The organism is Ruegeria sp. CI8 (assembly GCF_056536865.1).
In genome coordinates this window covers 1,033,512-1,059,623 of the sequence record NZ_JBQFQL010000001.1, presented here as the reverse complement: position 1 = coordinate 1,059,623, position 26,112 = coordinate 1,033,512, and the positions used below count along the sequence as shown (strand labels likewise).

The following is a 26,112-nucleotide window of genomic DNA, read 5'->3' as shown; positions in this document are numbered from 1 at the left end:
CGCCGCGCCGGGTTCCGCTTGCACTTTGGGGGGTGGATGGTATTCAGCCCGCAATCTGCCGTAATCCAAAGGAACAACACCCGTGGACCTGACTGCGCTGCGCAATGCCAACCCTGAACACTGGGCGAAGGCTGCGGCCATTCGCACCCTGACCCTTGATGCTGTCGCCGCCGCCAATTCCGGCCATTCCGGAATGCCGATGGGCATGGCCGACGTCGCGACCGTGTTGTTTGAAAAACACCTGAAATTCGACGCCTCGGCCCCAAACTGGCCTGACCGCGACCGGTTCATCCTGTCGGCTGGCCATGGCTCGATGCTGATCTATTCCCTGCTCTACCTGACGGGCTACAGCGCAGTTACTCTGGACGAGATCAAGAACTTCCGCCAACTGGGCGCGAAAACCGCCGGCCACCCGGAAAACTTCCTGATTGACGGTGTCGAAACCACCACTGGCCCTCTTGGGCAAGGAATTGCCAATGCCGTCGGTTTTGCGATGGCCGAAGAAATCCAGCGGGCCCATTACGGCAAAAAGGTTGTCGACCACTACACCTATGTGATCGCCGGTGACGGCTGCCTGATGGAAGGTGTCAGCCAGGAGGCCATCACCTTGGCCGGTCGGCACGAGCTCAGCAAGCTGATCGTGTTCTGGGACAACAACAACATCACCATCGACGGCACCGTGGATATTGCCGACCGTACTGATCAGGTGCGCCGGTTCGCCGCTTCGGGCTGGCATGTGATCGAGATTGACGGCCACGACCCCAAGGCCATCGATGCGGCGATTGTGCAGGCAAAAGCGTCGAAGAAACCGACCATGATCGCCTGCGAAAGCCACATCGCGCTGGGGCATGCCGCGCAGGATACCTCGAAAGGTCACGGCGCATTGACGGATGCCGAACAGCTGCAGGCCGCCAAGGATGCATATGGCTGGCCGCACGGACCGTTCGAAATTCCGACCGAGGTGAAATCCGCGTGGGAAGCAATCGGCGCGCGTGGCGCAATGGAACGGAAGGCGTGGGAAGAACGTTTTGCCCAACTGTCCGAGCGCAAGCAGGCCGAGTTCAACCGCGCCTACGCGTTCGAGGCGCCGAAGAAGCTGGCTGGCGCCATCCGTGCCTTCAAAAAGCAGGTTTCCGAGGATCAACCCAAGCTGGCCACCCGCGCCTCGTCGGAAAAGGTGCTGAACGTCGTGAACCCGATCATGACCGAGACGGTCGGCGGATCGGCGGACCTGACCGGGTCGAACAACACCAAATCAGCCGATATGGGCGTGTTCTTGCCGGAAAACCGCAAGGGCCGCTATATCCACTACGGCATCCGTGAACACGGCATGGCCGCGGCGATGAACGGCATGGCGCTGCATGGTGGCATCCGTCCCTATGGCGGCACTTTCATGGCCTTCACCGACTATGCGCGCCCGTCGATGCGTTTGGCCGCGCTGATGAAGATCCCCAGCGTTTTCGTGATGACCCATGACTCGATCGGTCTGGGCGAAGACGGCCCGACGCACCAGCCGGTCGAGCATCTGGCGATCTCGCGCGCAACGCCGAATACCTATGTGTTCCGCCCTGCCGACACCGTCGAAACCGCCGAGGCCTGGGAACTAGCGCTGACCTTCAAGGACAGCCCCTCGGTCCTGTCGCTGACCCGTCAGGGCGTTCCGACCTTGCGCACTCAGCACAAGGCCAAGAACCTGACCGCCCAGGGCGCCTATGTTCTGGCCGAGGCCGAGGGCAAGCGTCAGGCGATCCTGATCGCCACCGGGTCCGAGGTGTCGCTGGCCATGGAGGCCAAGGCGATGCTCGAGGCCGAAGGGATCGGCACCCGCGTCGTTTCGATGCCCTGCATGGAGCTGTTCGCCGAGCAGGACGAAGCCTATCGCAAGAAGGTCCTGCCCGCCGGCCCCGTCCGCGTCGGTATCGAGGCCGCCGTCCGTGCCGGCGGCTGGGACCGCTGGCTGCTGGGCGAGCGTGGCCGCGAGGCCAAGGCCGGTTTCATCGGCATGTCGAGCTTTGGCGCGTCCGCTCCCGCAGGCGAACTGTACAAGCATTTCGGCATCACCGCCGAGGCGACGGTTGCAAAGGTCAAGGAATTGCTGGGCTGATCCAGCCGATCTGAGCAATCAAAGGGCGGCCATTATGCCGCCCTTTTCTTTTGGGCCTCAATGGTCCGCTTTCTGCGCAGCCTTATTGGGCCACAGCGGCGCGATGACCTTGGTCGCCAACGGGATCAGAACGAACCCCCAAGCCAGCCCGAACACGCCGTCCATAGCAGCCTTGCTGATCCACTCCACCGCGCCGGCCCATTGATCGGACACGGCATGACCGGCCGCATAGGCCCAATCGTGGATGTGGTGGCCGAGCCAGCCAAAGCCTAGCACCTCGAGCCCATGGATCATGATCGAGCCGCCGACCCACAGCATCGCCGCCGTACCCACGACCGAAAGCGTCTTCATGACCTTTGGCATCGCCTTGACCAGCCCGCGACCCAGCCCGCGGCCGATCGGTGTCGGCGCGTTCTTGGCCAGATAAAGCCCGACATCGTCCATTTTGACGATCAACGCGACCGAGCCATAGACGGCCACCGTGACACCGATCCCCACCACGGCCAGCGTTGCGGCCTGCATCCAGACATTTGGGGCCTCGATTGCAGAAAGCGCGATGGTCATGATCTCGGCCGACAGGATGAAATCGGTCTTGATCGCCCCTTTGATCTTCTGCTCCTCCAGATGACCCGGATCACGGACGTTCATGTCCTCTTCGATCACGTGGCTGCCATGCGGGAACAGCACGTGAAAAATCTTCTCGGCGCCCTCGAAACACAGGTATGACCCGCCGATCATCAGCAAGGGCGTTATCAGCCACGGCGCTAAATTCGCCAGCAACAGCGCCACAGGCAGCAGCAGAATGACCTTGTTAAACATCGACCCGCGCGCGATGCGCCAGATGATCGGCAACTCGCGCGCCGGAGCAAACCCTTGGACGTATTTCGGCGTGACGGCCGCGTCATCGATGATCACGCCCGCGGTCTTGGCCCCCGCCTTGCCGGCCGCCGCCGCCACATCGTCGACCGAGGCCGCCGCCACCTTGGCGATTCCCGCCACATCGTCCAACAGAGCCAGCAAACCGCTCATGCCGCATCCTTTCCGTTCATCCGTCGCACATTGGACCCTAACCGATCCGACAGCTAGCGCAAGCGTTAGCGCAACCACGCCAAGTTTGCGCTAACACATTGCAAATATGATATTTTCTATCTTTTTAGATGGACCGATCATCGCTATATCGCCCGGAACACAAGCGGATTTGGAGACGTCACATGACCATCAAGGTCGGCATCAATGGTTTTGGCCGCATCGGCCGCTGTACCCTGTCGCACATCGCCGCGTCAGGCCGCAACGACATCGAAGTGATCAAGGTCAACGCCACCGGACCGCTTGAAACCTCGGCGCATCTGCTGAAATACGACAGCATCCACGGCCGCTTTCCGCGCGACGTCTCGATCAGCGGCAACACGATGGACCTGGGTCGCGGGCCGATGCAGATGTTCTCGACCTACGACATGAACGAGCTGGACTGGGAAGGCTGTGACGTCGTTCTGGAATGCACCGGCAAGTTCAACGACGGGCTGAAGGCCAAAACACACCTTGAACGTGGCGCGCAAAAGGTTCTGCTGTCGGCTCCGGGCAAGAACGTGGACAAGACGATCGTGTTCGGCGTCAACCACAACAGCCTGACCGCCAATGACAGGATGGTGTCGAATGGCTCGTGCACCACGAATTGCCTTGCCCCGCTTGCCAAGGTGCTGGACGAAGGCATCGGCATCGAAAACGGGATCATGACCACGATCCACGCCTACACCGGCGACCAGCCCACGCTGGACCGCCGCCACAGCGACCTGTACCGCGCCCGCGCCGCCGCCATGTCGATGATCCCCACCAGCACCGGTGCCGCCAAGGCGCTGGGCGAGGTTCTGCCGAACCTCAAGGGGCGTCTGGACGGCTCGGCCATTCGCGTGCCCACGCCGAACGTGTCGGCCGTCGACCTGACCTTCCGCGCCGCGCGCGAGGTGACCGTCGATGAGGTCAACGCCATTGTCGCCGAGGCCGCCAAGGGGCCGATGCAGCGCGTCCTGGGCTATGAACCCGCCCCCCTGGTGTCGACCGATTTCAACCACACCGAGGAAAGCTCGATCTTCGCGCCCGACCAGACCCGCGTCGTGGACGGCCGCATGGTTCGCGTGCTGGCGTGGTACGACAACGAATGGGGCTTCTCGGTACGCATGGCCGATGTGGCCGTCGCCATGGGACGGCTTAACTGATCTCATCAAGACCGCTTGAACCGCGTCGCCCGCTCAGGTTATCTGGGCGGGCTTTTTTGTTCGGAGCAGCAATGACAAACCAAATCGCGATCTGGCTGGGAGTCCTCATCCTTGGTGGTCTGATGCTGGATTTCGCGCTGTTTGGAACCGAGCATCTCCTGTTCCTCGGCAAGAAGTTCTACGACTTTCTCGACTGGGTCGCGTTCTGGCGCTGACAGAGGTTTTGCTTGACATTTTCGCCTGACTGCCTTTGTTAGCGCTAACTAATTTCAATCGCGGCTTAGCGGCCATTCAGACGGAGCGCGACATGACACTCAAACTTGCAATCAACGGATTTGGACGGATCGGGCGCGGTGTCCTGCGCGGCTTGATGGAAAGCGGTCGTACGGATGTGCAGATCGTCGCGATCAACGACCTCGCCAAGCCGGAAATGAATGCGCATCTGTTCGAGTTCGACAGCGTACATGGCCGCTACACCAAGCCGGTCACCCTGAGCGAGGCCGGGCTGGACGTGGGCGCGGGCCCGATCCGGCTGACCAGCGAGCGCGACCCCGAGGCGCTGGATTGGTCGGACGTCGACGTGGTTCTGGAATGCACCGGCGTGTTCCGCACGCGCGAAGCTGCATCTCGCCATTTCAAGAACGGCGCGAAAAAGGTTCTGATCTCGGCGCCGGCGCGCGGGGATGGCGAAGTTAAAACCGTGGTGTTTGGCGTGAACGACCACGAGCTGACCGCCGCCGACACCGTGGTTTCCAACGCATCCTGCACCACCAACTGCCTGTCGCCAGTCGCTGCCGCGCTAGATGCGGGCCTGGGTATCGTGCACGGCAACATGACTACGGTGCACGCCTATACCGCCAGCCAGCCGGTGCATGACACCGCCGGCAAGGACCCGTACCTGTCGCGCGCGGCGGCCTTGTCGATGATCCCGACCACCACCGGTGCGGCCTCGGCCGTGGGGCTGGTACTGCCGCAACTGCAGGGCAAGCTGACCGGTCAGGCGATCCGGGTTCCCACTCCGAACGTCTCGGTCGTCGATCTGGTGGTCGAGGTATCGCGCCCCACCACCGAAGACGAGGTCAACGCCCTGTTCACCGAGGCCGCGGCCAAGATCCCGACCGTTCTTGCCGCGGAAACCCGCCCGTTGATCTCGATCGACTTCAACCACGATTCCCACAGCTCGACCGTATCGCTTGCCGAAACCAAAGTGACCGACGGCACGCTGGTCCGCGTTCTGGCCTGGTACGACAACGAGTGGGGGTTCTCGAACCGGATGCTGGACACCGCTGCCGCGATGGGCGCCCTAGCCTAACCGCTCTTTCAGCGCGATATTGACCTGGGGCGTGACGAATTTCGACACGTCCCCACCCAGCCGGGCGATTTCCTTGACCAGCTTCGAGGCAATCGCCTGGTGTCGGGCTTCGGCCATCAGGAACACGGTCTCGATCGAATCGTCGAGCGCCCGGTTCATCCCAACCATCTGAAATTCATATTCGAAATCGGCAACAGCACGCAGACCGCGTACGATGATCTGCGCCCCTACGTCCCGGGCGCAGTCTATCAGCAGGTTTTCGAACGGATGCGCAACAATTTCAGTGCCGGTCTGTTCGGTCAGGTAGGCGCATTCCGCCTCGATCATGGCCACCCGCTCTTCGAGCGAGAACAACGGACCCTTGTCGCGGTTGATCGCGACGCCAATCACCAGCTTGTCGACCAGCATGGCTGCCCGGCGGATGATATCTATATGACCCATGGTGATGGGGTCAAAGGTTCCCGGATATAATCCAACCCGCATCGCGCCCTCCTGAGCAAGAAAATTTCTGCGCAAGCAAACACAAGTTTTCCGCAGCTGCAAGAGGCCGCAATGTAGTCAGATGGGGCTAATGCCCCATGATCATGCCCTGCAGGGCATCTTTTTCCATGGCCAGTTCGGACAATTGCGCTTTTACGACGTCGCCCAGCGTGACGATCCCAATCAGTTTGCCATCTTCGACAATCGGCATGTGGCGGAACCGACCTTCGGTCATACGAGCGAGAACGTCCTGCACCTTGTCCTGTTGGGTGGCAGTCACCAGTTTCTTGGTCATGTAGGCGCTGACCGGCTGTGTCAGGCACCCGCTGCCACTGGCGGCCAATTCCCGCACGATATCGCGTTCCGAGAGGATGCCGGCTGCGGTTTCGCCATCGTCCTCCGATACGATCACCGTACCAATGCGCTTATCGGCCAGAATCTTTGCCGCGTCGGACACGGTCATCGAAGGCGCCACCGTCACAACCCCGTCCGTCGACTTGGACTTCAGAATGGCCTGTACAAGCATGGGCAATACCTCCGAAATAATTTTCCCGTTTTCCAAAGCGTTGCCCGATTAGATCAACCTGTCAAGCTTGGGCTTCGGCTTCCAGCCGCGCAACTTCGTCGCGAATTCCCCGGCTGAGCGCTTCTGCAAATCGGTTCAACCGTTCGTTGCGTTGATCACCCTGATGGCGAACCAGGTGAAAGCTGCGCGTCAGACTGACTTGATCCGTCAGAATTTTTTTCAGCTGAGGATGGAATGGCAACGTGAAGTCATGCGCGATACATACCCCGGTACCCAGCGAGGCTTGCCGCAACTGCACCGAGACCGAGTTCGATGCAAGTGGGACACGATCAATACCCAGATCGTTGAGGTAATCGAGCTCGCGGTCGAAGATCATGTCCGGGATATAACCGATCATGCGGTGGCCCTTCAGGTCACCGACCGAGCGAATGGGACCATGCCGCGAAAGATAGTCGGCTGTTGCCACCATATGCAGCTTGTAGTCGCTGATCTTTTGCACCAGCAGCTTGCCGGCCGTTGGGGCGCTGACGGTGATAGCCATATCCGCCTCGCGGCGCGACAGGTTGATGATCCGCGGCAAGGCCAGGATCTGTATGTCCAGGTCGGGATTCGAGTCGCTGATTTTGGCGCAGACTTGTGGCAGCAGATAGTTGGCGCTTCCGTCCGGAGCACCAATCCGGATTTGACCACTCAGCGACTTGGTCGCGCCCTCCATCGCGCCAGCCGCTGCGCGCATCGCCTCCTCAGCGCCTTGAGCGTGCTCGAACAGTCGCTCTCCGGCCGAGGTCAGTACGTAGCCCTGCGGTGACTTCGTGAAAAGCGGCGCTTTCAGTGCTGCTTCCAACCGAGAAACCCGCCGCCCAACTGTCGCCGGGTCGATCTTTAATAACCGCCCGGCCGAAGACAGGCTTTGCTCGCGCGCAACCGCGAGGAATACGCGCATGTCATCCCAGTTCGGGTCCATCCTCACCCCTGCATTTTTGCAAAACTCTTTTGGGATATTGCCTCTGTTCATGAGATTTATGCAAGCCTATGCTGCGCGCAAATTCAGCGGAGGAGTTTGCGATGCAAGACCTGACCCATTTCATCAACGGCGAATACACGCCCGGCACATCCGGTCGATTTGACGACGTCTACAACCCCGCCACGGGCGAGGTTCAGTACAAATGCCCGATGGCCAGCGCCGCCGAGACGACGGCAGCAATCGAACACGCCGCTGCAGCGCAGCCCGCATGGGGCGCAACCAACCCGCAAAAGCGCGCCCGCGTGATGATGCAGATGGTCCACCTGATGCATCGCGACATGGACAAGCTGGCCGAAGCGCTGAGCCGCGAGCACGGCAAGACCCTGCCCGACGCCAAAGGCGACCTGCAGCGCGGGCTCGAGGTGATCGAATACTGTATCGGCGCCCCGCAGATGCTGAAGGGTGAATTCACCGACAGCGCCGGCCCCGGCATCGACATGTATTCCATGCGCCAGCCGCTGGGCGTTGTCGCCGCCATCATGCCGTTCAACTTCCCGGCCATGATGCCCTTGTGGCATGTCGGCCCGGCGCTGGCCTGCGGCAACGCGGTGGTGCTGAAGCCCTCGGAACGTGACCCATCGGTACCGCTGATGCTGGCCGAACTGTTCGTCGAGGCCGGTCTGCCCAAAGGTGTGTTCCAGGTCGTCAACGGCGACAAGGAAGCCGTGGATACCCTGTTGGACAGCGAGATCATTCAGGGTGTGTCCTTCGTCGGCTCGACCCCCATCGCGCAGTACATCTATTCGCGCGCCACGGCGAACGGCAAACGTGCCCAGTGTTTTGGCGGGGCCAAGAACCACATGATCGTCATGCCCGACGCCGACCTGGATCAGGCCGCCGACGCGCTGGTGGGCGCCGGTTTCGGCGCTGCCGGCGAACGCTGCATGGCCGTTTCGGTGGCCGTTCCGGTGGGCGAGGAAACCGCTGACGCGCTGATCGAGAAGCTGGTGCCGCGCATCGAAAAACTGAAGGTCGGTCCCTATACCGCCGGCGACGACGTCGACATGGGGCCGGTCGTGACCGCAGCCGCCAAGGAACGCATCCTGGGCCTGATCAACTCGGGCGTGGAACAGGGCGCGAAGCTGGTGGTCGACAACCGCGACTTCAAGCTTCAGGGCTATGAAGACGGTTTCTTTGTCGGCCCCCACCTGTTCGACCATGTCACCCCTGACATGGACATCTACAAGCAGGAGATCTTCGGCCCCGTTCTGTCCACCGTCCGCGCCGGATCCTACGAAGAGGCGCTGAAGCTGGCGATGGACCATGAATACGGCAACGGCACCGCGATCTTCACTCGCGACGGCGACACCGCCCGTGATTTCGCCAGCCGGGTCAATATCGGCATGGTTGGTATCAACGTCCCGATCCCGGTGCCGCTGGCGTATCACACCTTCGGCGGCTGGAAGAAATCCATGTTCGGAGACCTGAACCAGCACGGCCCCGACAGCTTCAAGTTCTACACTCGCACCAAGACCGTGACGTCGCGCTGGCCGTCGGGCATCAAAGAAGGTGGCGAGTTCAACTTCAAAGCGATGGACTAACAGACTGATTTAAGAACAAAGGCCGCCCTAAATTGGGGCGGCCTTTTTGTCCGCAGGCAAACCCAATTCGCCAACCGTCACCTTGTGCACCTTTTGCTTGGCAAAAAACTGCGCAATCCGGCACGCGTTCACGAGAATTTCAGCACCGACCTCTGGCTTCACCTCTCTGCCCGGCATAAATTGGCCGAAAATTCGAGCAGTCAGTCGCCAGGAGGCCATCGTGACAACCAGAATTTCCCGCCGCTCGGCCCTTTTGGGGGTAGCATCCGTATTGGCGTCGCCGACCTTGTTGCGGGCGCAGAGCCAGGACGCCTTCCCTCAAACCGAAGAGGCGATCAGTACTCAGCTTCCCGTTCGCCGCAACGTATCGTCCTTTTCCAAGCAGGACTGGCAGGATCACTTCGATGAACTGGGCGTGGGCTGCTTGCTGGCTGACATAACCAGCCGCGCGGTGCATTACTGGGGTCCTGACGGTACCTACAAACTGTACCCCAGCTCGGTTCCCATGAGCGAAGAGCTGACCAAACGCGGCTACACCAAAGTCGTGCGCAAAGCGGAAAATCCCAGCTGGACACCGACCGCATCGATGCGCGAGCGCGATCCCAACCTGCCGGTCCGCATGGAAGGTGGAGATCCGGGCAACCCACTTGGCACCCGCGCCATGTACCTGTCCTGGCCGGCTTACCTGGTGCATGGCACACATGACACCCGCAAGATCGGACGCCAAAGTTCATCCGGGTGCATCGGGTTGTACAACCAGCATGTCGAGGAACTGTATCCTCTGGTCCAGATCGGAACAAAAGTCAGACTGCTGTGAAACGACAAAGCCCCGGCCGATTGACCGGGGCTTTGTTTTTGTGGCGAGTGGCTTGATTACTCGGGGATCAAAACCGTGTCGACGACGTGGATGACACCGTTGCTGGCTTCGATGTCGGCCTGAACGACATTCGCTCCGTCGACCTTGACGCCATTCTTGGCATTGACGCTCAGACGTTCGCCCTGAACGGTCAGAACCTTGGCCCGCTTGCCTGCAATGTCACCCGACATCACTTTAGCCGGCACAACGTGATAGGTCAGGATGGCGACCAACTGATCCTTGTTTTCGGGCATCAGCAGCGTCTCGACGGTGCCCTCGGGCAGAGCGGCGAACGCTTCATCGGTGGGCGCGAACACCGTGTAAGGGCCTTTGCCCTTCAGCGTGTCCACCAGACCGGCGGCCTGCACAGCGGCGACCAGTGTGTTGAACGACCCTGCCGAAACGGCGGTGTCCACGATGTCTGCAGCTTGGGCTTTCATCGGCAGTGCGAGTGCGACGGCGGCTGCGGCACCCATGAATGTACGACGGAACATGTTTAGTCTCCTCTCCAGCGTGATATGGAAAGGGGTACGCGCGCTGTCAAAAAGCGGATCACGAAAAAATCTGCTTTACCGCTTCTGAACCCAGATACTCTGCGCTCGGCCTTCAGTCAGAAAAGGCAAGGCTTCGACGGCATCGGGACGCGCCTGCTGAAGGTAGTAGCCGGGCCAAAGCATTGAAAACGAACCAGATTGCAGCAACGCGTGCAGCATGTACTGCTCGCCCCAACCCGGGCAGTCATAGAAAAACCGCTTGGGATATTCATAGGGCAAAAAAACATCGTGGACATGGATCACGATGCCCGGTTTCAGGTTCGGAATGATGCGGCAGAACAGATGCGCTACGTCATTGCTCATGCGCACGACATGGCTCGAGTCGATGAACAGAACGTCTCCGGGCTCGAGCTGATCGAACACGGATGCGTCGACCTCTTCCAGTCGTTTCTGTTCGAATTGATCAACAACATGCGCGATGTCTGCGCGCGGATACGGGTCGATCGCCGTGATCCGCGTTTCCAAGCCGCCGTCTAGAACAGCTTGCCGGGTCACTCGGGTGGAGTTTCCACATCCGACCTCGACGACGCGTTTCGGCTTGAACCGTCGGATCATCAAGTACAGAGCGTCGGCGTCCGGACTGTCGTAGTACCCGTTGCCGATCCGGTAGCCGGTCTGGTTCCGCTCAGGATCTTTCAAGGCAGCCAGTGCTTCGGCATGGACCGTATATTCTGAGACCAGTTCGGCAATATCGAACCCTTCCATCCCGGGTGACAGGGCATAGGCCGGTCGGGTCAGGCCGCCAACCCGCTCGAATGCTTCAAGCCGTGCCCGCTCATCCCGCTCGGGTGCCTTGTCGATCAACCGTGTGCCGAACCTGTCCAAGAATGCATTGAGCTTCGGGAATTTCCTGGGTTTCACGTCACACGGCTCCGATTATCTGTCTGGCTTCTGGGGTGCTTACCGTCGGCACACGGGTCAGCGCAAGGTCGATGGCGCCAAAGCCTTGGCAAAAGAGCAGATTCCGTATTCACTGATCCCAAAAGGGAACGGGAGGCCCGCACATGCAGCAGGATTTCACGATCGGCATCGAAGAGGAATACCTGCTTGTCGATCGCGACAGCTTGCAGCTGGCTCAGGCGCCCGAGGCATTGATGCAGGCCTGCCAGGCGGATTTTGAAGGCCAGGTCAGCCCGGAATTCCTGCAATGCCAGATTGAGGTTGGAACCCGCCCGCATACGACGGTCAAATCCGCGCGTGAGGACCTCAGGCGGCTGCGGTCCTGTGTCGCCAAGCGCGCCGCCGAGCACAACCTGTCGCCCATCGCTGTATCCTGCCACCCGTTTGCGGATTGGAAAGACCAGCACCACACGCGAAAAGAGCGGTATGACAACCTGCAACACGCGCTGGGGGGTGTCGCCCGGCGCATGCTGATCTGCGGGATGCATGTGCATGTCGGCGTGGACGATCCCGCGCAGCGCGCCGATATCCTGCCGCAGCTGTGCTATTTTCTGCCCCACCTCCTTGCGCTTTCAACATCATCACCCTTCTGGAACGGACAGGATACCGGGTTGTCCTCGTATCGCCTGACGGTATTCGACAACCTGCCCCGCACCGGCCTGCCCCCTGTTTTTGGCAGCTGGTCCGAATACGAGCGCACCACCGGTGTCCTGGTCGAATTGGGCGTAATCGAGGATACCTCGAAAATCTGGTGGGACCTTCGACCGTCGCACAGCTATCCGACGCTCGAGACGCGGATCATGGATGTGCAGCCTCGCATGGAACATGCGCTGTCGCTGGCGGCCATGGTGCAGGCACTGACCCGAATGCTCTGCCGTCTGAAAGACCGCAACCTGCGATGGCGGCAATATGATCGGTTCCTGATCGGCGAAAACCGTTGGCGCGCGCAGCGCTACGGCGTGGGCGAAGGTCTGATCGACTTCGGAGACCGCTCGATCAAACCGATGCCCGACCTGATGGGCGAGTTGATGGGCATGCTGGCCGAAGATGCCGAAGCATTGGGCACCATGGCCGAGTTGGCCCGTTTGCGTCAGATCGCCGAGAGCGGCACCTCGGCCACGCGACAGCGTCGCGTTCACGCCGAAGCGCTGGCAAATGGCGACGATCCAGGCCAGGCCGTGGTCCGACACCTGATCGACGAATTCCACGCTGATCTGTGACGCTCATACCGCATTCAGGATCTGTCTGATCCGGTCGGCAACGGGCTCGTACAGGCTGCGGGCTTTCCAATACCCATTGTGCGAAAACGGATTCCATCCGGTGAGGACATTCCCGACCCGAATAGCCTGATCGGTGATCTCACCCGTCCCGACAAGCTGCCCATAGCTGGGCGCGATCGGCCCCAGGGGGAAGCCAAGAACGTCGTGCTTGTCATAATAGTTCTGCCACCAGTTATGGAATTGCAGGGTCAGTGGCAATTCCTGGTTGGGGCGTTGGATCGGCGTGATGTCCCGTTCGGGATAGGCGAACAGAAAAATCGGGATGTTGCAGCCAAACGTGACCAGCCCGGCCACTGTCTGCATGTCCTCCACCGGAACCCCATGCTGCGGCAATCCACCGTGGCGCAGATGGCGCTGAAGGTCATAGATGTAGTTCGACATGATATGCCCACCCAGAGAATGGGCGACGATCAGGATGGGGGCGCGCTCGCCGATCTGAAACCGGACGATGCGTATCACCTGCGCAACTCGTTCATGGATTGCGACGTAGGTCTTGTCGCTTCCGTCGGGGGTCGGGCGATAGGATGCCGCGTCAGACAGGTTGCACACAACGAAACGGCGCGTGCGGTCATAGCCCGTATAGGGGCCTATGCTGTTCAGATAGTCCATCTGCCGGCCCTGCAGGATTTGCGCCCAGATCACCTCGTGCCAGGCAACTTTGCTCATGTCCTGACCCAACTGCCGCCCCACCCGATCGTGCAAGTCGCTCGAAAACGTCGGCACCGAGGACGGCTGGTTCGGTCCGACCGACTGGCTGCCCATTCCGTGTATCGCAACCACGGCCATCTTGTAATTCGACATCCACAACTCCGATCAATCAATAAAACGAATTGCTCAGCATAACCGCCTTTTGGCAATCACCCAAATCCGGCGCATGTGCATCACGGGGTTTGCTCCGCGTGAAAAATTTCTGTAAGGATTGCGCAATAAATAAACAGTCGTTCAATTCACGTCGCCACAAGGGGGAGACCGGCCATGGATTTCGCGCTGACCGAAGAACAGACGGCCATTTTCGATATGGCCTACGCGTTCGGGCAAGAACAGATCGCACCTTTCACCCGCCAGTGGGAGGCCGAGGGCACCATCCCCAAGGATCTGTGGCCCAAGGTTGGCGAGCTGGGCTTCGGCGGGCTGTACGTGTCCGAGGACAGCGGCGGCTCGGGGTTGACCCGTCTGGACGCCACGCTGGTGTTCGAGGCGCTGTCGATGGCCTGCCCCTCGGTCGCGGCCTTTTTGTCGATCCACAACATGTGCGCCAAGATGCTGGACAGCTTTGCCAGCGACGAATTGAAATCGCGTATCATGCCCGACGTTCTCAGCCTGAACACGGTGCTCAGCTATTGTCTGACCGAACCGGGCTCGGGCTCGGACGCGGCCGCGCTCAAGACGCGGGCCGAGCGCACCAACGAGGGCTATACGCTGAACGGCACCAAGGCCTTCATCTCGGGCGGCGGCTATTCCGACGCCTATGTCTGCATGGTGCGCACAGGCGGCGACGGGCCCAAGGGAATCTCGACCGTCTATGTCGAGGACGGCACAACAGGCCTCAGCTTTGGCGCGCTGGAACAGAAGATGGGCTGGAAAAGCCAGCCCACCGCGCAGGTCCAGTTCGACGACTGCAAGATCCCGGCCGAGAACCTTGTCGGGACCGAGGGCGACGGGTTCAAATACGCGATGATGGGCCTGGACGGCGGGCGCCTGAACATCGCCTCATGCTCGCTGGGCGCGGCGCAGGCGGGGCTGGACATGACGCTGCAATACATGTCCGAGCGCAAGGCTTTCGGCCAGACCATCGACCAGTTCCAAGCCCTGCAGTTCCGGCTTGCGGACATGGAGATTGAACTGCAAGCGGCCCGCACCTTCCTGCGACAGGCGGCTTGGAAGCTGGATCAAGGCGCGCCCGACGCCACCAAATTCTGCGCGATGGCCAAGAAATTCGTGACCGAGACCGGATCGAAAGTGGTCGATCAGTGCCTGCAGCTGCATGGCGGCTACGGCTATCTGGCCGATTACGGCATCGAAAAGCTTGTGCGCGATCTGCGGGTGCATCAAATTCTGGAAGGCACGAACGAGATCATGCGCGTGATCGTCGCCCGCCAATTGCTCGCCCATCGCTGAGGTTTCCATGTCCGATATCGACATCCGCACCACGGGCCGCGCCGGCCGGATCACCCTGACCCGGCCCAAGGCCCTGAATGCGCTGAGCTACGAGATGTGCATGGCCATCGACACCGCCCTGCGTAACTGGCGCGAGGATGACGAGGTCGATCTGGTCATCCTTGATGCCGAGGGCGAAAAGGCCTTTTGCGCGGGCGGAGACATCGCCGAGTTGTACGCAACGGGCACCAAGGGCGACTATGCCTATGGGCAGAAGTTCTGGCGCGATGAATACCGCCTGAACGCGATGATCTTCGAGTATCCCAAGCCGGTGGTCAGCTTCCTGCAGGGCTTTACCATGGGCGGCGGCGTGGGCATCGGCTGTCACGGGACGCACCGGATCGTCGGCGAAAGCTCGAAGATCGCGATGCCCGAATGTTCGATCGGGCTGGTGCCGGATGTGGGTGGGTCGCTGCTGCTGGCGCTGGCGCCGGGGCGGCTGGGCGAATATCTGGGCGTCACCGGCGCGCGCATGGGTCCGGGCGACGCGATCTATGCCGGGTTCGCCGACCACTTCATCCCGCAGGAGCAATGGCCCGATATGATCGAGATGCTCGAGGCCTCGGGCCAAGCCGACCTGCTGGCCGAACACGCCGCCCCTGCCCCGGACCGCACCTTGCCGCAGGACGACATCGACCGTTTCTTCGGTGGGGAAACCCTGGGCGACGTGCTGACCGACCTGCGCAATGGCGACACCGAATTCACCCGCGGAGCGCTTGAGGCGATGGGCCGCAATTCGCCGCTGTCCATGGCCTGCACGATCGAGATGCTGCATCGCCTGCGCGGCCCCGCCCTGACCATGCGCAAGGCGCTGGAGCTGGAATACCGCTTTACCTTCCGATCGATGGAACACGGCGATTTTCTCGAGGGCATCCGGGCGCAGATCATCGACAAGGACCGCAACCCGAAATGGCAGTTTGCGGACATGAACGTGCCGGCCACGGCGGTATCACGGATGCTGATGCCGCTGGGCGCGGACACGCTGACATTCGAGGAGGAGTGAAACATGAAGATCGGATTCATTGGCCTGGGCAACATGGGCGCGCCGATGGCGGCCAATCTGGCCAAGGCCGGTCATGACGTGACTGGGTTCGACACCGCGGGCGTGTCGGTCGAAGGCGTGACCAAGGCCGAAACGGCCACTGATGCTGTCCGCGGGGCCGAGGCGGTCATCACCATGCTGCCCAATGGCGACATCCTGCGCGCGGTGGCCGATCAGATCATTCCGCACATGGAGAAAGGCGCGGTGTTCATCGACTGCTCGACCGTCGATGTGGACAGCGCCCGCGCCGTGGCGGATCAGGCCGAACAGGCCGGGCTTTTGGCCGTGGACGCGCCCGTTTCGGGCGGAATCGGTGGCGCGGCCGCCGGCACGCTGACCTTCATGGCCGGCGGATCGGACGCGGCCTTTGCCAAGGCGGCCCCGCTGTTCGACATCATGGGCCAGAAGGCGGTGCATTGCGGTGCGGCCGGCGCAGGCCAGGCCGCCAAGATCTGCAACAACATGATCCTGGGCGTCACCATGATCGCCACCTGCGAGGCTTTTGCCCTGGCCGACAAACTGGGTCTGGACCGGCAGAAGATGTTCGACGTGGTCAGCACCTCGTCGGGCTACAGCTGGAGCATGAACGCCTATTGCCCCGCCCCCGGCGTCGGGCCGCAATCTCCTGCCGACAACGGCTACAAGCCCGGTTTCGCCGCCGAGCTGATGCTCAAGGACCTGCGGCTCAGCCAGCAGGCCGCCGAAAGCGCCGACGCCGACACGCCGATGGGCCAGATCGCCACTGCGCTGTACGAACAGTTCGTCGAAGCCGAAGACGGCAAGGGAATGGATTTCTCGGCCATGCTGCCCCGGTTCGAAAAGCGCGGCCGCAGCTGAGCTTGGGCGGCATTTCGCCGCCCAGGGCTTGCACTTCGGGCGGTCATTCCAAAATATCGGGAAACGCGGCATGACGGCGCGACGAACCGAGGGGAACCGCCCATGAAGACACTTATGCATATTGCACTGCTTGCCGGCCTGTCTCTGACCCCGGTCGCGACACTGGCTGACAACGGCAAAGGCAAAGGAAAGACCAAGGACACGTTCTCGGTCGAACGTGTGGCCCCGCAGAAGGGCGCAAAATCCGTTGCCAATTGCCCGCCCGGGTTGGCCAAGAAGGCCGTGCCCTGCGTCCCGCCCGGTCAGGCCAAGAACTGGTACAAGGTCGGCGACCGGATTGATCGCGACTATGTCTGGATCGACGATCCGTACCGCTATGGCCTGAAACGTGGCGGCAACTACGTTCGCGCGGGCGACTACGTCTACAGAATCGACCCCGATACGCGCAAAGTGCTGAACCTTATCGGCGCGGTGGCGGATATTCTGTACTGACGCGCAGGCGCCCTATTCGGCCGCCACGCGCTCGGGGTTCAGCATCGGCTTGAGGTATCGCCCGGTGTGGCTGCGCTCGCATTCGGCGACCTCTTCCGGGGCGCCCACGGCAACGATCTCGCCGCCGCCATCGCCACCCTCAGGGCCGATGTCGATGATCCAGTCGGCGGTTTTCACCACGTCCAGATTGTGTTCGATCACGACGACAGTATTGCCCTGATCGACCAGTTCATGCAGCACTTCCAACAGCTTGCGCACATCTTCGAAATGCAGGCCGGTTGTGGGCTCGTCCAGAATGTACAGGGTCCGGCCCGTCGAACGTTTTGCCAGCTCTTTCGAAAGCTTGACTCGCTGCGCCTCGCCGCCCGACAGGGTCGTGGCCTGCTGGCCGACCTTGATGTAGCCCAGCCCCACGCGTGCCAGCGCATCCATCTTGTCGCGGATCGAGGGTACGGCCTTGAAGAACTCCTGCGCGTCTTCGACCGTCATATCCAGCACGTCGGCGATGGACTTGCCCTTGAACTTGATCTCGAGCGTCTCGCGGTTGTAACGCGCGCCCTTGCAGGTCTCGCAGGTGACATAGACGTCGGGCAGGAAATGCATCTCGATCTTGATGACTCCGTCGCCCTGACAGGCCTCGCAGCGCCCGCCCTTGACGTTGAAACTGAACCGCCCGGGCTTGTAGCCCCGCGCCTTCGCCTCGGGCAGACCGGCGAACCAGTCGCGGATCGGGGTGAAGGCGCCGGTATATGTGGCCGGGTTCGACCGTGGCGTGCGCCCGATGGGCCGCTGGTCGATGTCGATCACCTTGTCCAGATGTTCCAGCCCCTTGATCGTTTCGCAGGGCGCAGGCGTCTGACGCGCACCATTCAGACGCATCGAGGCGGTCTTGAACAGCGTCTCGATCGTCAGGGTCGACTTGCCGCCGCCCGACACCCCGGTCACGCAGACGAACTTGCCCAGCGGAAACTCGGCCGTCACGTCTTTGAGGTTGTTGCCCGAAGCCTTTACAACCGTTACCTTTTTCTTGTTCCCCTTGCGCCGCTCGGCGGGCACCGGAATTTCCCGAACCCCCGACAGATACTGCCCTGTAATCGAGGCCGCATCGGCAGCGATCTGCTCGGGCGTGCCGTGGCTGACCACCTGCCCGCCATGCACGCCGGCACCGGGGCCGATGTCGAACACATAGTCGGCTTCGCGGATGGCTTCCTCGTCATGCTCGACGACGATCACGGTGTTGCCCTGATCGCGCAGGTTCTTCAGCGTGCCCAAAAGGCGGTCATTGTCGCGCTGATGCAACCCGATCGAGGGTTCGTCCAGCACGTAAAGCACGCCGGTTAGGCCCGAGCCGATCTGGCTGGCCAGCCGGATGCGCTGGCTTTCGCCGCCTGACAGGGTACCACTTGAACGAGACAGCGTAAGGTATTCCAAACCAACGTTATTCAGAAACCCCAACCGCTCACGGATCTCTTTCAGAATCGCGCGGGCAATCTCGTTTTTCTGGGCGCTCAGATGGTTCGGCGCGTCCTCGACCCAGGCCAGAGCCTCTTTGATCGACATTTCGACCACCTGACCGACATGCAGCCCTGCAATCTTGACGGCCAACGCCTCGGGGCGCAGGCGATAGCCCTCGCAAGTGTGGCAGGGACGGTTGTTCTGATACCGTTCGAATTCCTCGCGGATCCACGCGCTGTCGGTTTCGCGATAGCGGCGCTCCATGTTCGGGATAACGCCTTCAAAGCTGCGGGTCACCTGATAGACCCGTCCGCCTTCGTCATAGCGGAACTGGATTTCATCATCGCCCGAGCCATGCAGAAACACCTGCTGCACATGCGCCGGAAGGTCCTTCCACGGCGTGTTCTTGTCGAACTCGTAGTGGCGCGCGATCGCCTCGATCGTTTGCAGGAAATAGGGCGACTTGCCCTTGCGCCACGGGGCAAGCGCGCCGTCATACAGTTTCAGCGTCTGATCGGGCACCACAAGCCGTTCGTCGAAAAACAGCTCGACCCCCAGCCCGTCGCAATCCGGGCAGGCCCCGAAGGGCGCGTTGAACGAAAACAGGCGCGGTTCGATCTCGGGGATGGTGAACCCACTGACCGGACAGGCAAAATTCTCTGAGAACGTGATGCGCTCGGGCTCGCCCTCGCGCGGGGCGGTCTCCAGTATCGCGATGCCATCGGCCAGGTCCAGCGCGGTGCGCAGGCTGTCGGCCAGGCGGGTCTCCATCCCCTCGCGCACGACGATCCGGTCAACGACCACGTCGATGTCATGGCGGAACTTCTTGTCCAGCGTCGGCGGCTCGTCCAGTTCGTAGAACTGGCCATCGACCTTGACGCGCTGGAACCCCTGCTTGCGCAGTTCCAGAAACTCTTTCTTGTACTCACCCTTGCGGTCGCGAACGATGGGCGCCAGCAGATAGCCGCGGGTGCCCTCCTCCATCGCCATGATCCGATCGACCATGTCCTGCACCTGCTGGGCCTCGATCGGCAAACCGGTGGCAGGGCTGTAGGGCGTGCCTGCGCGCGCGAACAGCAGGCGCAGATAGTCATAGATCTCGGTCACCGTTCCAACGGTCGAACGCGGGTTCTTCGACGTGGTCTTCTGCTCGATCGAGATCGCCGGGGACAGGCCGCTGATGTGATCCACATCGGGCTTTTCCATCATGTCCAGAAACTGGCGCGCATAGGCCGACAGGCTTTCGACATAGCGGCGCTGGCCTTCGGCATAGATCGTGTCGAACGCCAGCGACGATTTGCCCGACCCGGACAGACCCGTGATGACAACCAGCTGATCGCGCGGAATGTCCACGTCAATGTTTTTCAGGTTGTGCTCGCGCGCGCCGCGCACCTCGATATTCTTCAGCTCAGCCATTCAGGCCCCCAACACACAAGTGTCCTAGAGATAGGCGAGCGACGCTGAGTCTCCAACCGAAAAGTTAGAACAAAGTGTGAACGAGCAGATTTTCTCCGCCTTGGTCACCCGTCTTCACTCTTTTGCGCTATGGCCCAGGCACAGATCGGAAAATCCGGGTCGTTTTCCAGACTGTCGGTTTCGGGGTCATAGACGGGCGGCCAGACCGGTTCGAGGTTCCGCAAAGCCGCCTGACGGTTGCCCCATTGCGCGGCCTGAATACTTTCCGGATCAAAGCCGCATTCAGTCAGCAGGTTGCGCAATCCCCGCGCCGACCAACGCGAACAGTCGTGCGGAGCCGCATGGAACGGGATGAAGAACGGCACGGCCAACCAGAACCACCCTCCCGGCCGCAGCATTTCCAGCACATTCAGAGTAGCTTCATAGGGCCGGTCCAGATGTTCCCAGACCTGATTGGCGAGTATCAGATCGAATTGCCGAACCTCCGCGCGCTCATCCATCAGCGGGCCTTTGCAGATATCGTGCTGACGATGCCAGATCTGGGTATGGCTGCGAAATCCGAACTGCGTTCCCCATTTTCCCGAAATCTCGGCGCAGTCCAGCGCCTCGGGCCCCAGACTCCGTATCCATTTCTTGCTTTCCCGAACCATGACGACGCGGTTCAAGCTGACCATCGAAAACCCCGACTGCGTGCTAACTGCCGGGACCGATTGTCCAGAAAAGCAACCCTGTGTCCACAGGGAACGCAACGACTTCCAAGGAGAAGTGGCGCGGTTGACGGGGCTCGAACCCGCGACCCCCGGCGTGACAGGCCGGTACTCTAACCAACTGAGCTACAACCGCGCATTAGGGTCTATGTCGATCCGTTTGCCCGGATCAAAGGCTGGCAGCGATGGCGCGGTTGACGGGGCTCGAACCCGCGACCCCCGGCGTGACAGGCCGGTACTCTAACCAACTGAGCTACAACCGCCCGCTGCCCGTTCATTGCTGAACGTTGGGGTGTATTATGGCCACGCCCGGGCATCGTCAAGCGGCGTTTTCAAGTTTTTTGCGCGAACGGGAAAATTTGTTCCCGAGCGCGTTTGGCACGCTCCTTTGGGATAGCGCCGGCGCGAAGACACCCTAACCCTTGGTTGCCATCGCCGAGCCGTGAAAAACTGCGAACTCGCTAACGAAAAGTCAGACGGTAGATTCTACTGCTACCAATTGCCCTGCAAAATCCCCCTCGACACAATTCGCTTGGCTTTTGTAGCCGTCTACAATGCAGTCGTTTCCTAGTTCCAAAACGAGTTGAGTGAACAGCTTCTTGTTTATACCAAGCCTTAACTTTTTTCGGTTTATTTCTGGCGCAGCTGGCTCGCCGCATTGACCGCATTTGGGCTGCGCTATGTGTTAGACGCTCAAAGTTATCGGACAGGGAAAAAGCCCAATCACAGGACCCAATCGGTCTTGTCCGGATATGGCGAAAATACCGCGTATCTCCCCTCTTGCAGCCGGATAAAAAGCACTGTAAGACGCCGCCCTACGGGTGATTAGCTCAGTGGTAGAGCGCTTCGTTCACATCGAAGATGTCAGGAGTTCAAATCTCTTATCACCCACCATTCCCTCTCTTTTTCAACGCTTGAAACGGATGAGACTCGGCGTCTATCCTTGAGTTCGGGCCGGTGCAGCACCGGCATGGCAATCAGGGACATGCATGGCCGAACTAAAGCGCGACATCGGCCTGGTGGGTCTTACATTCATATCTGTCGGAGGAATCATTGGCTCAGGCTGGCTGTTCGGGCCGCTTCTGGCCGTTCAGCACGCAGGCCCCGCGGCCGTTTTATCCTGGGTAATCGGGGCCGTCGCGATGTTCATTCTGGCCATCACATTCGCCGAAATCTCTGCCATGTTGCCAATCCCCGGAGGGATCGCTCGGGTCCCGCAGTTTTCGCACGGCAATATCGTCGCCATGACGATGGGTTGGACTGCCTGGATCGGGTACAACACGACCGCTCCGATCGAGGTCGAGGCAATGCTGTCCTACCTCGCACCCTATGCACGCTGGCTGCATGCGCCATCCGGTGACCTGACCGCGCCCGGACAGGCTGTAGCCTTGGTATTCATGGTGTTCTTCGTCCTGATCAACATGCTGGGCGTAAAGTTCTTTGCGCGGGTCAACACAATGATAACAAGCGCAAAAGTGGCCATTCCAATCCTGTTGTCCGTGGTGCTGATCCTTTCACGCTTCAATGCCGAGAACTTCACGCAGCCCGAGGGGTTCGCACCGTATGGGCTCAAGGGAATAATGGCCGCCGTTTCGACCGGAGGGGTAATCTTCTCGTTCATCGGGTTCAGGCATGTGGTCGACATGGCAGGTGAGGTGCGAAACCCGAAATTCGACATTCCGGCGGCGCTTGTATTGTCGATCATCATGTGTGCGGCGATCTATCTGGGCCTGCAGATCGCTTTCATCGGCTCGCTCGACCCTCAGATGCTGGCGCAGGGCTGGGCCAAACTCAGTTTTGCCGGAGAAGGCCCTTTGGACGGGGTCATAATGTCCGTCGGGATATTGTGGTTCATCAGCATCCTCAACGTCGGCTCGGTGATCGGGCCGTTCGGAAACGCCCTCGTGGCCACCGGCTCGAACGCTCGGATCGCGATGGCCCTGTCGCAGAACGGGTTTCTGCCTGCGCGCATCCAACACCTGTCGGCATTTGGCGTGCCCATTTGGGCGCTGGTGCTCAACTTCGTGATTGGCACCCTTTTCCTTTTGACCATTCCCTTTGAGACGGTGATCGCCCTGAACGGGGCAGCGATCGTCCTGTCCTTCGCCGTGGGCCCCATCGCCGTTGTGTGCCTGCGCAGCCTGCTGCCAGACAGGCCCCGCTCGATCCGCGTTCCTGCGGTTGGTTTTGTCGGAATGCTGGCCTTTGCGATTGCAACTCTGATCGTCTACTGGAGCGGCTGGGATACGGTCTGGCGCCTAGGCATCACCCTTCTGATCGGGCTGCTCTTGCTTTTGGCGCGGTTTCGGGGACGCCTGGAACAGATGGATCTCAAACAGGCCTTGTGGCTCGCACCCTATCTGGCTGGACTTGGGTTGATCTCGTTTCTTGGTCAATTCGGAGGAGGCGCGCTGCACCTGATCCCGTTCGGGTGGGACATCTTGTTTTGCACCCTGCTGTCATCGACCATTTTCTGGATCGCAGTCCGGTCCGCCCTTCCGCCCGAGAAATTCCAGCGCTACATAGCCGAGGAAGAAGTTCTGGACCCAGCAAAACCTGTTATCGGGCTGTGAATCAGAAAGGGCGGGGATTATTCCCCGCCCTTCTCGTTGTTTTCAGATCAGTGCGCCGTGGCTGATGGTCCACTGTTATCCGAAGCCTTGGCCGCTGCGGCCGCGGCTTCTTCGGCGGCCTCATCCCATTCGATCGGCTCAGGTTTGCGCACCAGTGCGCGCTCCAGAACTTCCGACACGTGCTTGACCGGGACGATCTCCAGCCCTTCCTTCACGTTGTCGGGGATGTCGGCCAGATCCTTCTCGTTTTCTTCCGGAATAAGCACCGTCTTGATGCCACCCCGCAAAGCTGCGAGCAGTTTCTCCTTCAACCCGCCGATCGGCATGGCGTTGCCACGCAGCGAAACTTCGCCCGTCATGGCGATGTCCTTGCGGACCGGGATACCGGTCAGAACCGACACGATCGAAGTCACCATCGCCAGGCCGGCGCTGGGTCCATCCTTGGGAGTCGCGCCGTCAGGCACGTGCACATGGATGTCGATCTTGTCGAACTGCGGCGGTTTGACCCCGATCTGAGGCGAAATCGACCGCACATAGGACGAAGCCGCGTCGATGGATTCCTTCATCACATCGCCCAGCTTGCCTGTGGTCTTCATCCGACCCTTGCCTGGCAGCTTCAACGCCTCGATATGCAGCAGGTCGCCACCGACCGAGGTCCAGGCCAGACCGGTCACAACGCCGACCTGATCATCCTGTTCAGCCAAACCGTAACGGAACTTGGGCACACCCAGGAATTCGTGCAGGTTCTCAGCCGTCACGACAACCCGGTCGGTCTCGTTCTTGATGATCCGGGTCAACGATTTGCGCGCCACCTTGGCAATCTCGCGCTCAAGATTCCGCACACCGGCCTCGCGGGTATAGGTGCGGATGATCGCGGTCAGCGCCTCATCGGTCAGCTCGAACTCTTTAGCCTTCAGCCCGTGGTTCTTCACCTGCTTCGAGATCAGGTGCTGCTTCGCGATTTCGCGCTTTTCGTCCTCGGTGTAGCCGGCCAGAGGAATGATCTCCATCCGGTCCAGAAGCGGCCCTGGCATGTTGTAGCTGTTCGACGTGGTCAGGAACATCACGTTCGACAGGTCGTATTCGACCTCCAGGTAGTGGTCCATGAACGTGCTGTTCTGTTCCGGGTCCAGCACCTCGAGCATGGCCGAAGCTGGATCACCACGGAAATCCTGCCCCATCTTGTCGATTTCATCGAGCAAGATCAGCGGGTTCGTGGTTTTCGCCTTTTTCAGCGCCTGGATGATCTTGCCGGGCATCGAGCCGATATAGGTCCGACGGTGGCCCCTGATCTCGGATTCATCGCGCACCCCACCCAACGAGATGCGGATGAACTCGCGCCCCGTGGCCTTGGCGACCGACTTCCCAAGCGAGGTCTTGCCCACGCCCGGAGGGCCGACAAGGCACATGATCGGGCCTTTCAGCTTCTTCGAGCGCTGCTGAACCGCCAGATACTCGACGATCCGCTCCTTGACCTTTTCGAGGCCATAGTGATCGGCATCGAGGATCTGCTGCGCCCGGCCAAGGTCTTTCTTGACCCGAGACTTGGTGCCCCAAGGCAGCGACAGGATCCAATCCAGATAGTTGCGCACCACGGTCGCTTCGGCCGACATCGGCGACATGTTCTTGAGCTTTTTCAGCTCGCCTTCCGCCTTTTCGCGGGCTTCTTTCGAAAGCTTGGTCTCGGCGATCTTGGCTTCCAGCTCGGCGATCTCGTTCGCGCCGTCCTCGCCATCGCCCAGCTCCTTCTGAATGGCCTTCATCTGCTCATTCAGATAGTATTCGCGCTGGGTCTTCTCCATCTGCGACTTGACGCGGGTCTTGATCTTCTTCTCGACCTGAAGAACCGACATTTCGCCCTGCATCAGGCCATAGACCTTTTCCAGACGCTCGCTGATGCTGAGCGTTTCCAGCAGGTCCTGCTTCTGTTCGACCTCGATGCCAAGGTGACCCGAAACCAAATCGGCCAGTTTCGCCGGATCGGTTGTCTCACTGACAGCGGTCAGGGCTTCTTCCGGGATGTTCTTGCGAACCTTGGCGTACCGCTCGAACTCATCGGCGACAGTGCGCAAAAGCGCCTGCGTCGTCGTAACGTCGCCGGGAATTTCGGTCAGGTATTCGGCGCGGGCCTCAAAGAATTCTTCATTCTCAATGAACTCCGAAATCTTGACGCGTGCCTGCCCTTCGACCAGCACTTTGACCGTGCCATCGGGCAGCTTGAGCAGCTGCAGGACATTTGCCAGAACGCCGCTGCGGTAGATACCGTCCTGGGTCGGGTCGTCGACGGAAGGGTCAACTTGACTGGACAGCAGAATTTGCTTGTCATCCTGCATCACCTCTTCCAGCGCGCGCACCGACTTTTCACGCCCCACGAACAGCGGGACGATCATGTGCGGAAACACGACAATGTCGCGCAGCGGCAGAACGGGGTATGAGGAATTAAGAGGCTCTTGCATGCTCTATCCTTATCATTGGCAAGATGGCACTGACCCCTGTTTCAGGCAGCCGTCGGCCATCTCCTTTCTCGGACGATAAAGGTGGGGCGCGGACCGCCCCATTTCAACCTCGTCGCCTTACCTGTTCAAATCAGAATGGCCCGAGGTTGCCCCGACTGCAAGGCATCGCGGCAACATATCCACTGAT

General features: G+C 60.6%; 23 protein-coding genes and 3 tRNA genes. 13 read left to right on the top strand and 13 right to left on the bottom strand.

The annotated features are described in order from the left end of the window. The first annotated feature begins 82 nt into the window (after positions 1–82). On the top strand, positions 83–2,104 hold the full coding sequence (gene tkt, locus ACR0DA_RS05160) for a transketolase (RefSeq protein ID WP_170371292.1): 2,022 nt from the start codon (positions 83–85) through the stop codon (positions 2,102–2,104). 57 nt (positions 2,105–2,161) lie between these two features. Here tkt and ACR0DA_RS05155 read toward each other — a convergent pair whose 3' ends face one another. Then, positions 2,162–3,133 carry a DUF808 domain-containing protein gene (locus ACR0DA_RS05155; protein WP_480753186.1) on the bottom strand — a complete coding sequence of 324 codons (972 nt, stop codon included), beginning with the start codon at positions 3,131–3,133 and terminating at the stop codon, positions 2,162–2,164. A 182-nt stretch (positions 3,134–3,315) separates the two neighbouring features. Here ACR0DA_RS05155 and gap (ACR0DA_RS05150) point away from each other — a divergent pair, with 182 nt between their 5' ends. The 3 genes from gap (ACR0DA_RS05150) (at position 3,316) to gap (ACR0DA_RS05140) (ending at position 5,629) form a co-directional block, all read left to right on the top strand. Beyond that, complete coding sequence (gap, locus tag ACR0DA_RS05150; protein ID WP_170339356.1) at positions 3,316–4,317, top strand: type I glyceraldehyde-3-phosphate dehydrogenase; 1,002 nt, start codon at positions 3,316–3,318, stop codon at positions 4,315–4,317. Positions 4,318–4,388: 71 nt separating this feature from the next. Next, positions 4,389–4,532, top strand: coding sequence for a hypothetical protein (locus ACR0DA_RS05145; RefSeq protein ID WP_170338780.1), 144 nt, complete (start codon positions 4,389–4,391; stop codon positions 4,530–4,532). A gap of 92 nt (positions 4,533–4,624) precedes the next feature. Continuing rightward, the gene (gene gap / locus ACR0DA_RS05140; protein ID WP_170367048.1) at positions 4,625–5,629 is read left to right on the top strand and encodes a type I glyceraldehyde-3-phosphate dehydrogenase; all 1,005 of its coding nucleotides are present in this window, start codon (positions 4,625–4,627) and stop codon (positions 5,627–5,629) included. Here gap (ACR0DA_RS05140) and coaD read toward each other — a convergent pair. The 3 genes from coaD to ACR0DA_RS05125 all read right to left on the bottom strand — a co-directional run bounded on the left by coaD (position 5,621) and on the right by ACR0DA_RS05125 (position 7,599). Beyond that, entirely contained in the window at positions 5,621–6,112 is a 492-nt protein-coding gene (gene coaD, locus ACR0DA_RS05135) for a pantetheine-phosphate adenylyltransferase (RefSeq protein WP_093961954.1), read from the bottom strand. The genes gap (ACR0DA_RS05140) and coaD overlap by 9 nt on opposite strands. 85 nt (positions 6,113–6,197) lie before the next feature. Further along, positions 6,198–6,635, bottom strand: a complete 438-nt coding sequence (locus ACR0DA_RS05130; RefSeq protein WP_093961953.1) for a CBS domain-containing protein — start codon at positions 6,633–6,635, stop codon at positions 6,198–6,200. A gap of 61 nt (positions 6,636–6,696) precedes the next feature. Continuing rightward, positions 6,697–7,599, bottom strand: coding sequence for a LysR family transcriptional regulator (locus tag ACR0DA_RS05125; RefSeq protein ID WP_170508547.1), 903 nt, complete (start codon positions 7,597–7,599; stop codon positions 6,697–6,699). A 101-nt stretch (positions 7,600–7,700) separates the two neighbouring features. On the opposite strand from ACR0DA_RS05125, the gene ACR0DA_RS05120 reads away from it, so the two are divergent. Further along, positions 7,701–9,200, top strand: a complete 1,500-nt coding sequence (locus tag ACR0DA_RS05120) for a CoA-acylating methylmalonate-semialdehyde dehydrogenase (RefSeq protein ID WP_170339365.1) — start codon at positions 7,701–7,703, stop codon at positions 9,198–9,200. A 27-nt stretch (positions 9,201–9,227) separates the two neighbouring features. On the opposite strand, the gene ACR0DA_RS05115 is transcribed toward ACR0DA_RS05120, so the two are convergent. Beyond that, positions 9,228–9,419: a hypothetical protein gene (locus tag ACR0DA_RS05115; RefSeq protein WP_480753183.1), complete on the bottom strand. Its 192-nt coding sequence runs from the start codon at positions 9,417–9,419 to the stop codon at positions 9,228–9,230. A 1-nt stretch (position 9,420) separates the two neighbouring features. Here ACR0DA_RS05115 and ACR0DA_RS05110 point away from each other — a divergent pair, with 1 nt between their 5' ends. Continuing rightward, the gene (locus ACR0DA_RS05110) at positions 9,421–10,017 is read left to right on the top strand and encodes a L,D-transpeptidase (protein ID WP_480753181.1); all 597 of its coding nucleotides are present in this window, start codon (positions 9,421–9,423) and stop codon (positions 10,015–10,017) included. Between the two features lie 56 nt (positions 10,018–10,073). On the opposite strand, the gene ACR0DA_RS05105 is transcribed toward ACR0DA_RS05110, so the two are convergent. Beyond that, entirely contained in the window at positions 10,074–10,550 is a 477-nt protein-coding gene (locus ACR0DA_RS05105) for a fasciclin domain-containing protein (RefSeq protein ID WP_170338788.1), read from the bottom strand. Between the two features lie 75 nt (positions 10,551–10,625). Then, the gene (locus ACR0DA_RS05100) at positions 10,626–11,471 is read right to left on the bottom strand and encodes a class I SAM-dependent methyltransferase (RefSeq protein ID WP_480753179.1); all 846 of its coding nucleotides are present in this window, start codon (positions 11,469–11,471) and stop codon (positions 10,626–10,628) included. Between the two features lie 143 nt (positions 11,472–11,614). Between ACR0DA_RS05100 and ACR0DA_RS05095 the strand changes: the two genes are divergently transcribed. Next, positions 11,615–12,730: a carboxylate-amine ligase gene (locus tag ACR0DA_RS05095; protein WP_170339368.1), complete on the top strand. Its 1,116-nt coding sequence runs from the start codon at positions 11,615–11,617 to the stop codon at positions 12,728–12,730. A 3-nt stretch (positions 12,731–12,733) separates the two neighbouring features. Here ACR0DA_RS05095 and ACR0DA_RS05090 read toward each other — a convergent pair whose 3' ends face one another. Then, a complete protein-coding gene (locus tag ACR0DA_RS05090) occupies positions 12,734–13,591 on the bottom strand; it encodes a hypothetical protein (RefSeq protein ID WP_480753178.1) in 858 nt (285 codons plus the stop codon). 174 nt (positions 13,592–13,765) lie between these two features. On the opposite strand from ACR0DA_RS05090, the gene ACR0DA_RS05085 reads away from it, so the two are divergent. The 4 genes from ACR0DA_RS05085 to ACR0DA_RS05070 all read left to right on the top strand — a co-directional run bounded on the left by ACR0DA_RS05085 (position 13,766) and on the right by ACR0DA_RS05070 (position 17,318). Beyond that, entirely contained in the window at positions 13,766–14,908 is a 1,143-nt protein-coding gene (locus ACR0DA_RS05085; protein WP_170437406.1) for an acyl-CoA dehydrogenase family protein, read from the top strand. A gap of 7 nt (positions 14,909–14,915) precedes the next feature. Then, positions 14,916–15,950, top strand: coding sequence for an enoyl-CoA hydratase/isomerase family protein (locus ACR0DA_RS05080; protein WP_254442062.1), 1,035 nt, complete (start codon positions 14,916–14,918; stop codon positions 15,948–15,950). Between the two features lie 3 nt (positions 15,951–15,953). After that, the gene (gene mmsB / locus ACR0DA_RS05075; RefSeq protein WP_480753177.1) at positions 15,954–16,826 is read left to right on the top strand and encodes a 3-hydroxyisobutyrate dehydrogenase; all 873 of its coding nucleotides are present in this window, start codon (positions 15,954–15,956) and stop codon (positions 16,824–16,826) included. A gap of 102 nt (positions 16,827–16,928) precedes the next feature. Then, entirely contained in the window at positions 16,929–17,318 is a 390-nt protein-coding gene (locus tag ACR0DA_RS05070; protein ID WP_170455126.1) for a hypothetical protein, read from the top strand. A gap of 12 nt (positions 17,319–17,330) precedes the next feature. Here ACR0DA_RS05070 and uvrA read toward each other — a convergent pair whose 3' ends face one another. From uvrA to ACR0DA_RS05050, 4 genes are all read right to left on the bottom strand, one after another. Further along, a complete protein-coding gene (gene uvrA, locus ACR0DA_RS05065) occupies positions 17,331–20,189 on the bottom strand; it encodes an excinuclease ABC subunit UvrA (protein WP_170371139.1) in 2,859 nt (952 codons plus the stop codon). A gap of 104 nt (positions 20,190–20,293) precedes the next feature. Beyond that, on the bottom strand, positions 20,294–20,863 hold the full coding sequence (locus tag ACR0DA_RS05060) for a methyltransferase domain-containing protein (protein ID WP_170600638.1): 570 nt from the start codon (positions 20,861–20,863) through the stop codon (positions 20,294–20,296). 92 nt (positions 20,864–20,955) lie between these two features. Beyond that, a tRNA-Asp gene (locus ACR0DA_RS05055) sits at positions 20,956–21,032 on the bottom strand. A 50-nt stretch (positions 21,033–21,082) separates the two neighbouring features. After that, positions 21,083–21,159 (bottom strand) — tRNA-Asp (locus ACR0DA_RS05050). 556 nt (positions 21,160–21,715) lie between these two features. Here ACR0DA_RS05050 and ACR0DA_RS05045 point away from each other — a divergent pair. Both ACR0DA_RS05045 and ACR0DA_RS05040 read left to right on the top strand, forming a co-directional pair. After that, positions 21,716–21,790 (top strand) — tRNA-Val (locus ACR0DA_RS05045). Between the two features lie 95 nt (positions 21,791–21,885). Then, positions 21,886–23,469 carry an APC family permease gene (locus tag ACR0DA_RS05040; RefSeq protein WP_480753175.1) on the top strand — a complete coding sequence of 528 codons (1,584 nt, stop codon included), beginning with the start codon at positions 21,886–21,888 and terminating at the stop codon, positions 23,467–23,469. A gap of 47 nt (positions 23,470–23,516) precedes the next feature. Here ACR0DA_RS05040 and lon read toward each other — a convergent pair whose 3' ends face one another. Further along, a complete protein-coding gene (gene lon, locus ACR0DA_RS05035; protein WP_480753173.1) occupies positions 23,517–25,925 on the bottom strand; it encodes an endopeptidase La in 2,409 nt (802 codons plus the stop codon). Between the last annotated feature and the right edge of the window lie 187 nt (positions 25,926–26,112).

What these genes read in the sequence shown, in the direction of transcription:
- coaD (WP_093961954.1), bottom strand. Translation starts at nt 6,112, where the DNA reads ATGCGGGTTGGATTATATCCGGGAACCTTTGACCCCATCACCATGGGT.
- ACR0DA_RS05095 (WP_170339368.1), top strand. Translation starts at nt 11,615, where the DNA reads ATGCAGCAGGATTTCACGATCGGCATCGAAGAGGAATACCTGCTTGTC.
- ACR0DA_RS05040 (WP_480753175.1), top strand. Translation starts at nt 21,886, where the DNA reads ATGGCCGAACTAAAGCGCGACATCGGCCTGGTGGGTCTTACATTCATA.
- ACR0DA_RS05155 (WP_480753186.1), bottom strand. Translation starts at nt 3,133, where the DNA reads ATGAGCGGTTTGCTGGCTCTGTTGGACGATGTGGCGGGAATCGCCAAG.
- gap (WP_170339356.1), top strand. Translation starts at nt 3,316, where the DNA reads ATGACCATCAAGGTCGGCATCAATGGTTTTGGCCGCATCGGCCGCTGT.
- ACR0DA_RS05120 (WP_170339365.1), top strand. Translation starts at nt 7,701, where the DNA reads ATGCAAGACCTGACCCATTTCATCAACGGCGAATACACGCCCGGCACA.
- ACR0DA_RS05070 (WP_170455126.1), top strand. Translation starts at nt 16,929, where the DNA reads ATGAAGACACTTATGCATATTGCACTGCTTGCCGGCCTGTCTCTGACC.
- ACR0DA_RS05115 (WP_480753183.1), bottom strand. Translation starts at nt 9,419, where the DNA reads ATGGCCTCCTGGCGACTGACTGCTCGAATTTTCGGCCAATTTATGCCG.
- gap (WP_170367048.1), top strand. Translation starts at nt 4,625, where the DNA reads ATGACACTCAAACTTGCAATCAACGGATTTGGACGGATCGGGCGCGGT.
- ACR0DA_RS05145 (WP_170338780.1), top strand. Translation starts at nt 4,389, where the DNA reads ATGACAAACCAAATCGCGATCTGGCTGGGAGTCCTCATCCTTGGTGGT.
- lon (WP_480753173.1), bottom strand. Translation starts at nt 25,925, where the DNA reads ATGCAAGAGCCTCTTAATTCCTCATACCCCGTTCTGCCGCTGCGCGAC.
- ACR0DA_RS05125 (WP_170508547.1), bottom strand. Translation starts at nt 7,599, where the DNA reads ATGGACCCGAACTGGGATGACATGCGCGTATTCCTCGCGGTTGCGCGC.
- ACR0DA_RS05085 (WP_170437406.1), top strand. Translation starts at nt 13,766, where the DNA reads ATGGATTTCGCGCTGACCGAAGAACAGACGGCCATTTTCGATATGGCC.
- ACR0DA_RS05130 (WP_093961953.1), bottom strand. Translation starts at nt 6,635, where the DNA reads ATGCTTGTACAGGCCATTCTGAAGTCCAAGTCGACGGACGGGGTTGTG.
- mmsB (WP_480753177.1), top strand. Translation starts at nt 15,954, where the DNA reads ATGAAGATCGGATTCATTGGCCTGGGCAACATGGGCGCGCCGATGGCG.
- ACR0DA_RS05080 (WP_254442062.1), top strand. Translation starts at nt 14,916, where the DNA reads ATGTCCGATATCGACATCCGCACCACGGGCCGCGCCGGCCGGATCACC.
- ACR0DA_RS05105 (WP_170338788.1), bottom strand. Translation starts at nt 10,550, where the DNA reads ATGTTCCGTCGTACATTCATGGGTGCCGCAGCCGCCGTCGCACTCGCA.
- ACR0DA_RS05090 (WP_480753178.1), bottom strand. Translation starts at nt 13,591, where the DNA reads ATGTCGAATTACAAGATGGCCGTGGTTGCGATACACGGAATGGGCAGC.
- ACR0DA_RS05060 (WP_170600638.1), bottom strand. Translation starts at nt 20,863, where the DNA reads ATGGTCAGCTTGAACCGCGTCGTCATGGTTCGGGAAAGCAAGAAATGG.
- uvrA (WP_170371139.1), bottom strand. Translation starts at nt 20,189, where the DNA reads ATGGCTGAGCTGAAGAATATCGAGGTGCGCGGCGCGCGCGAGCACAAC.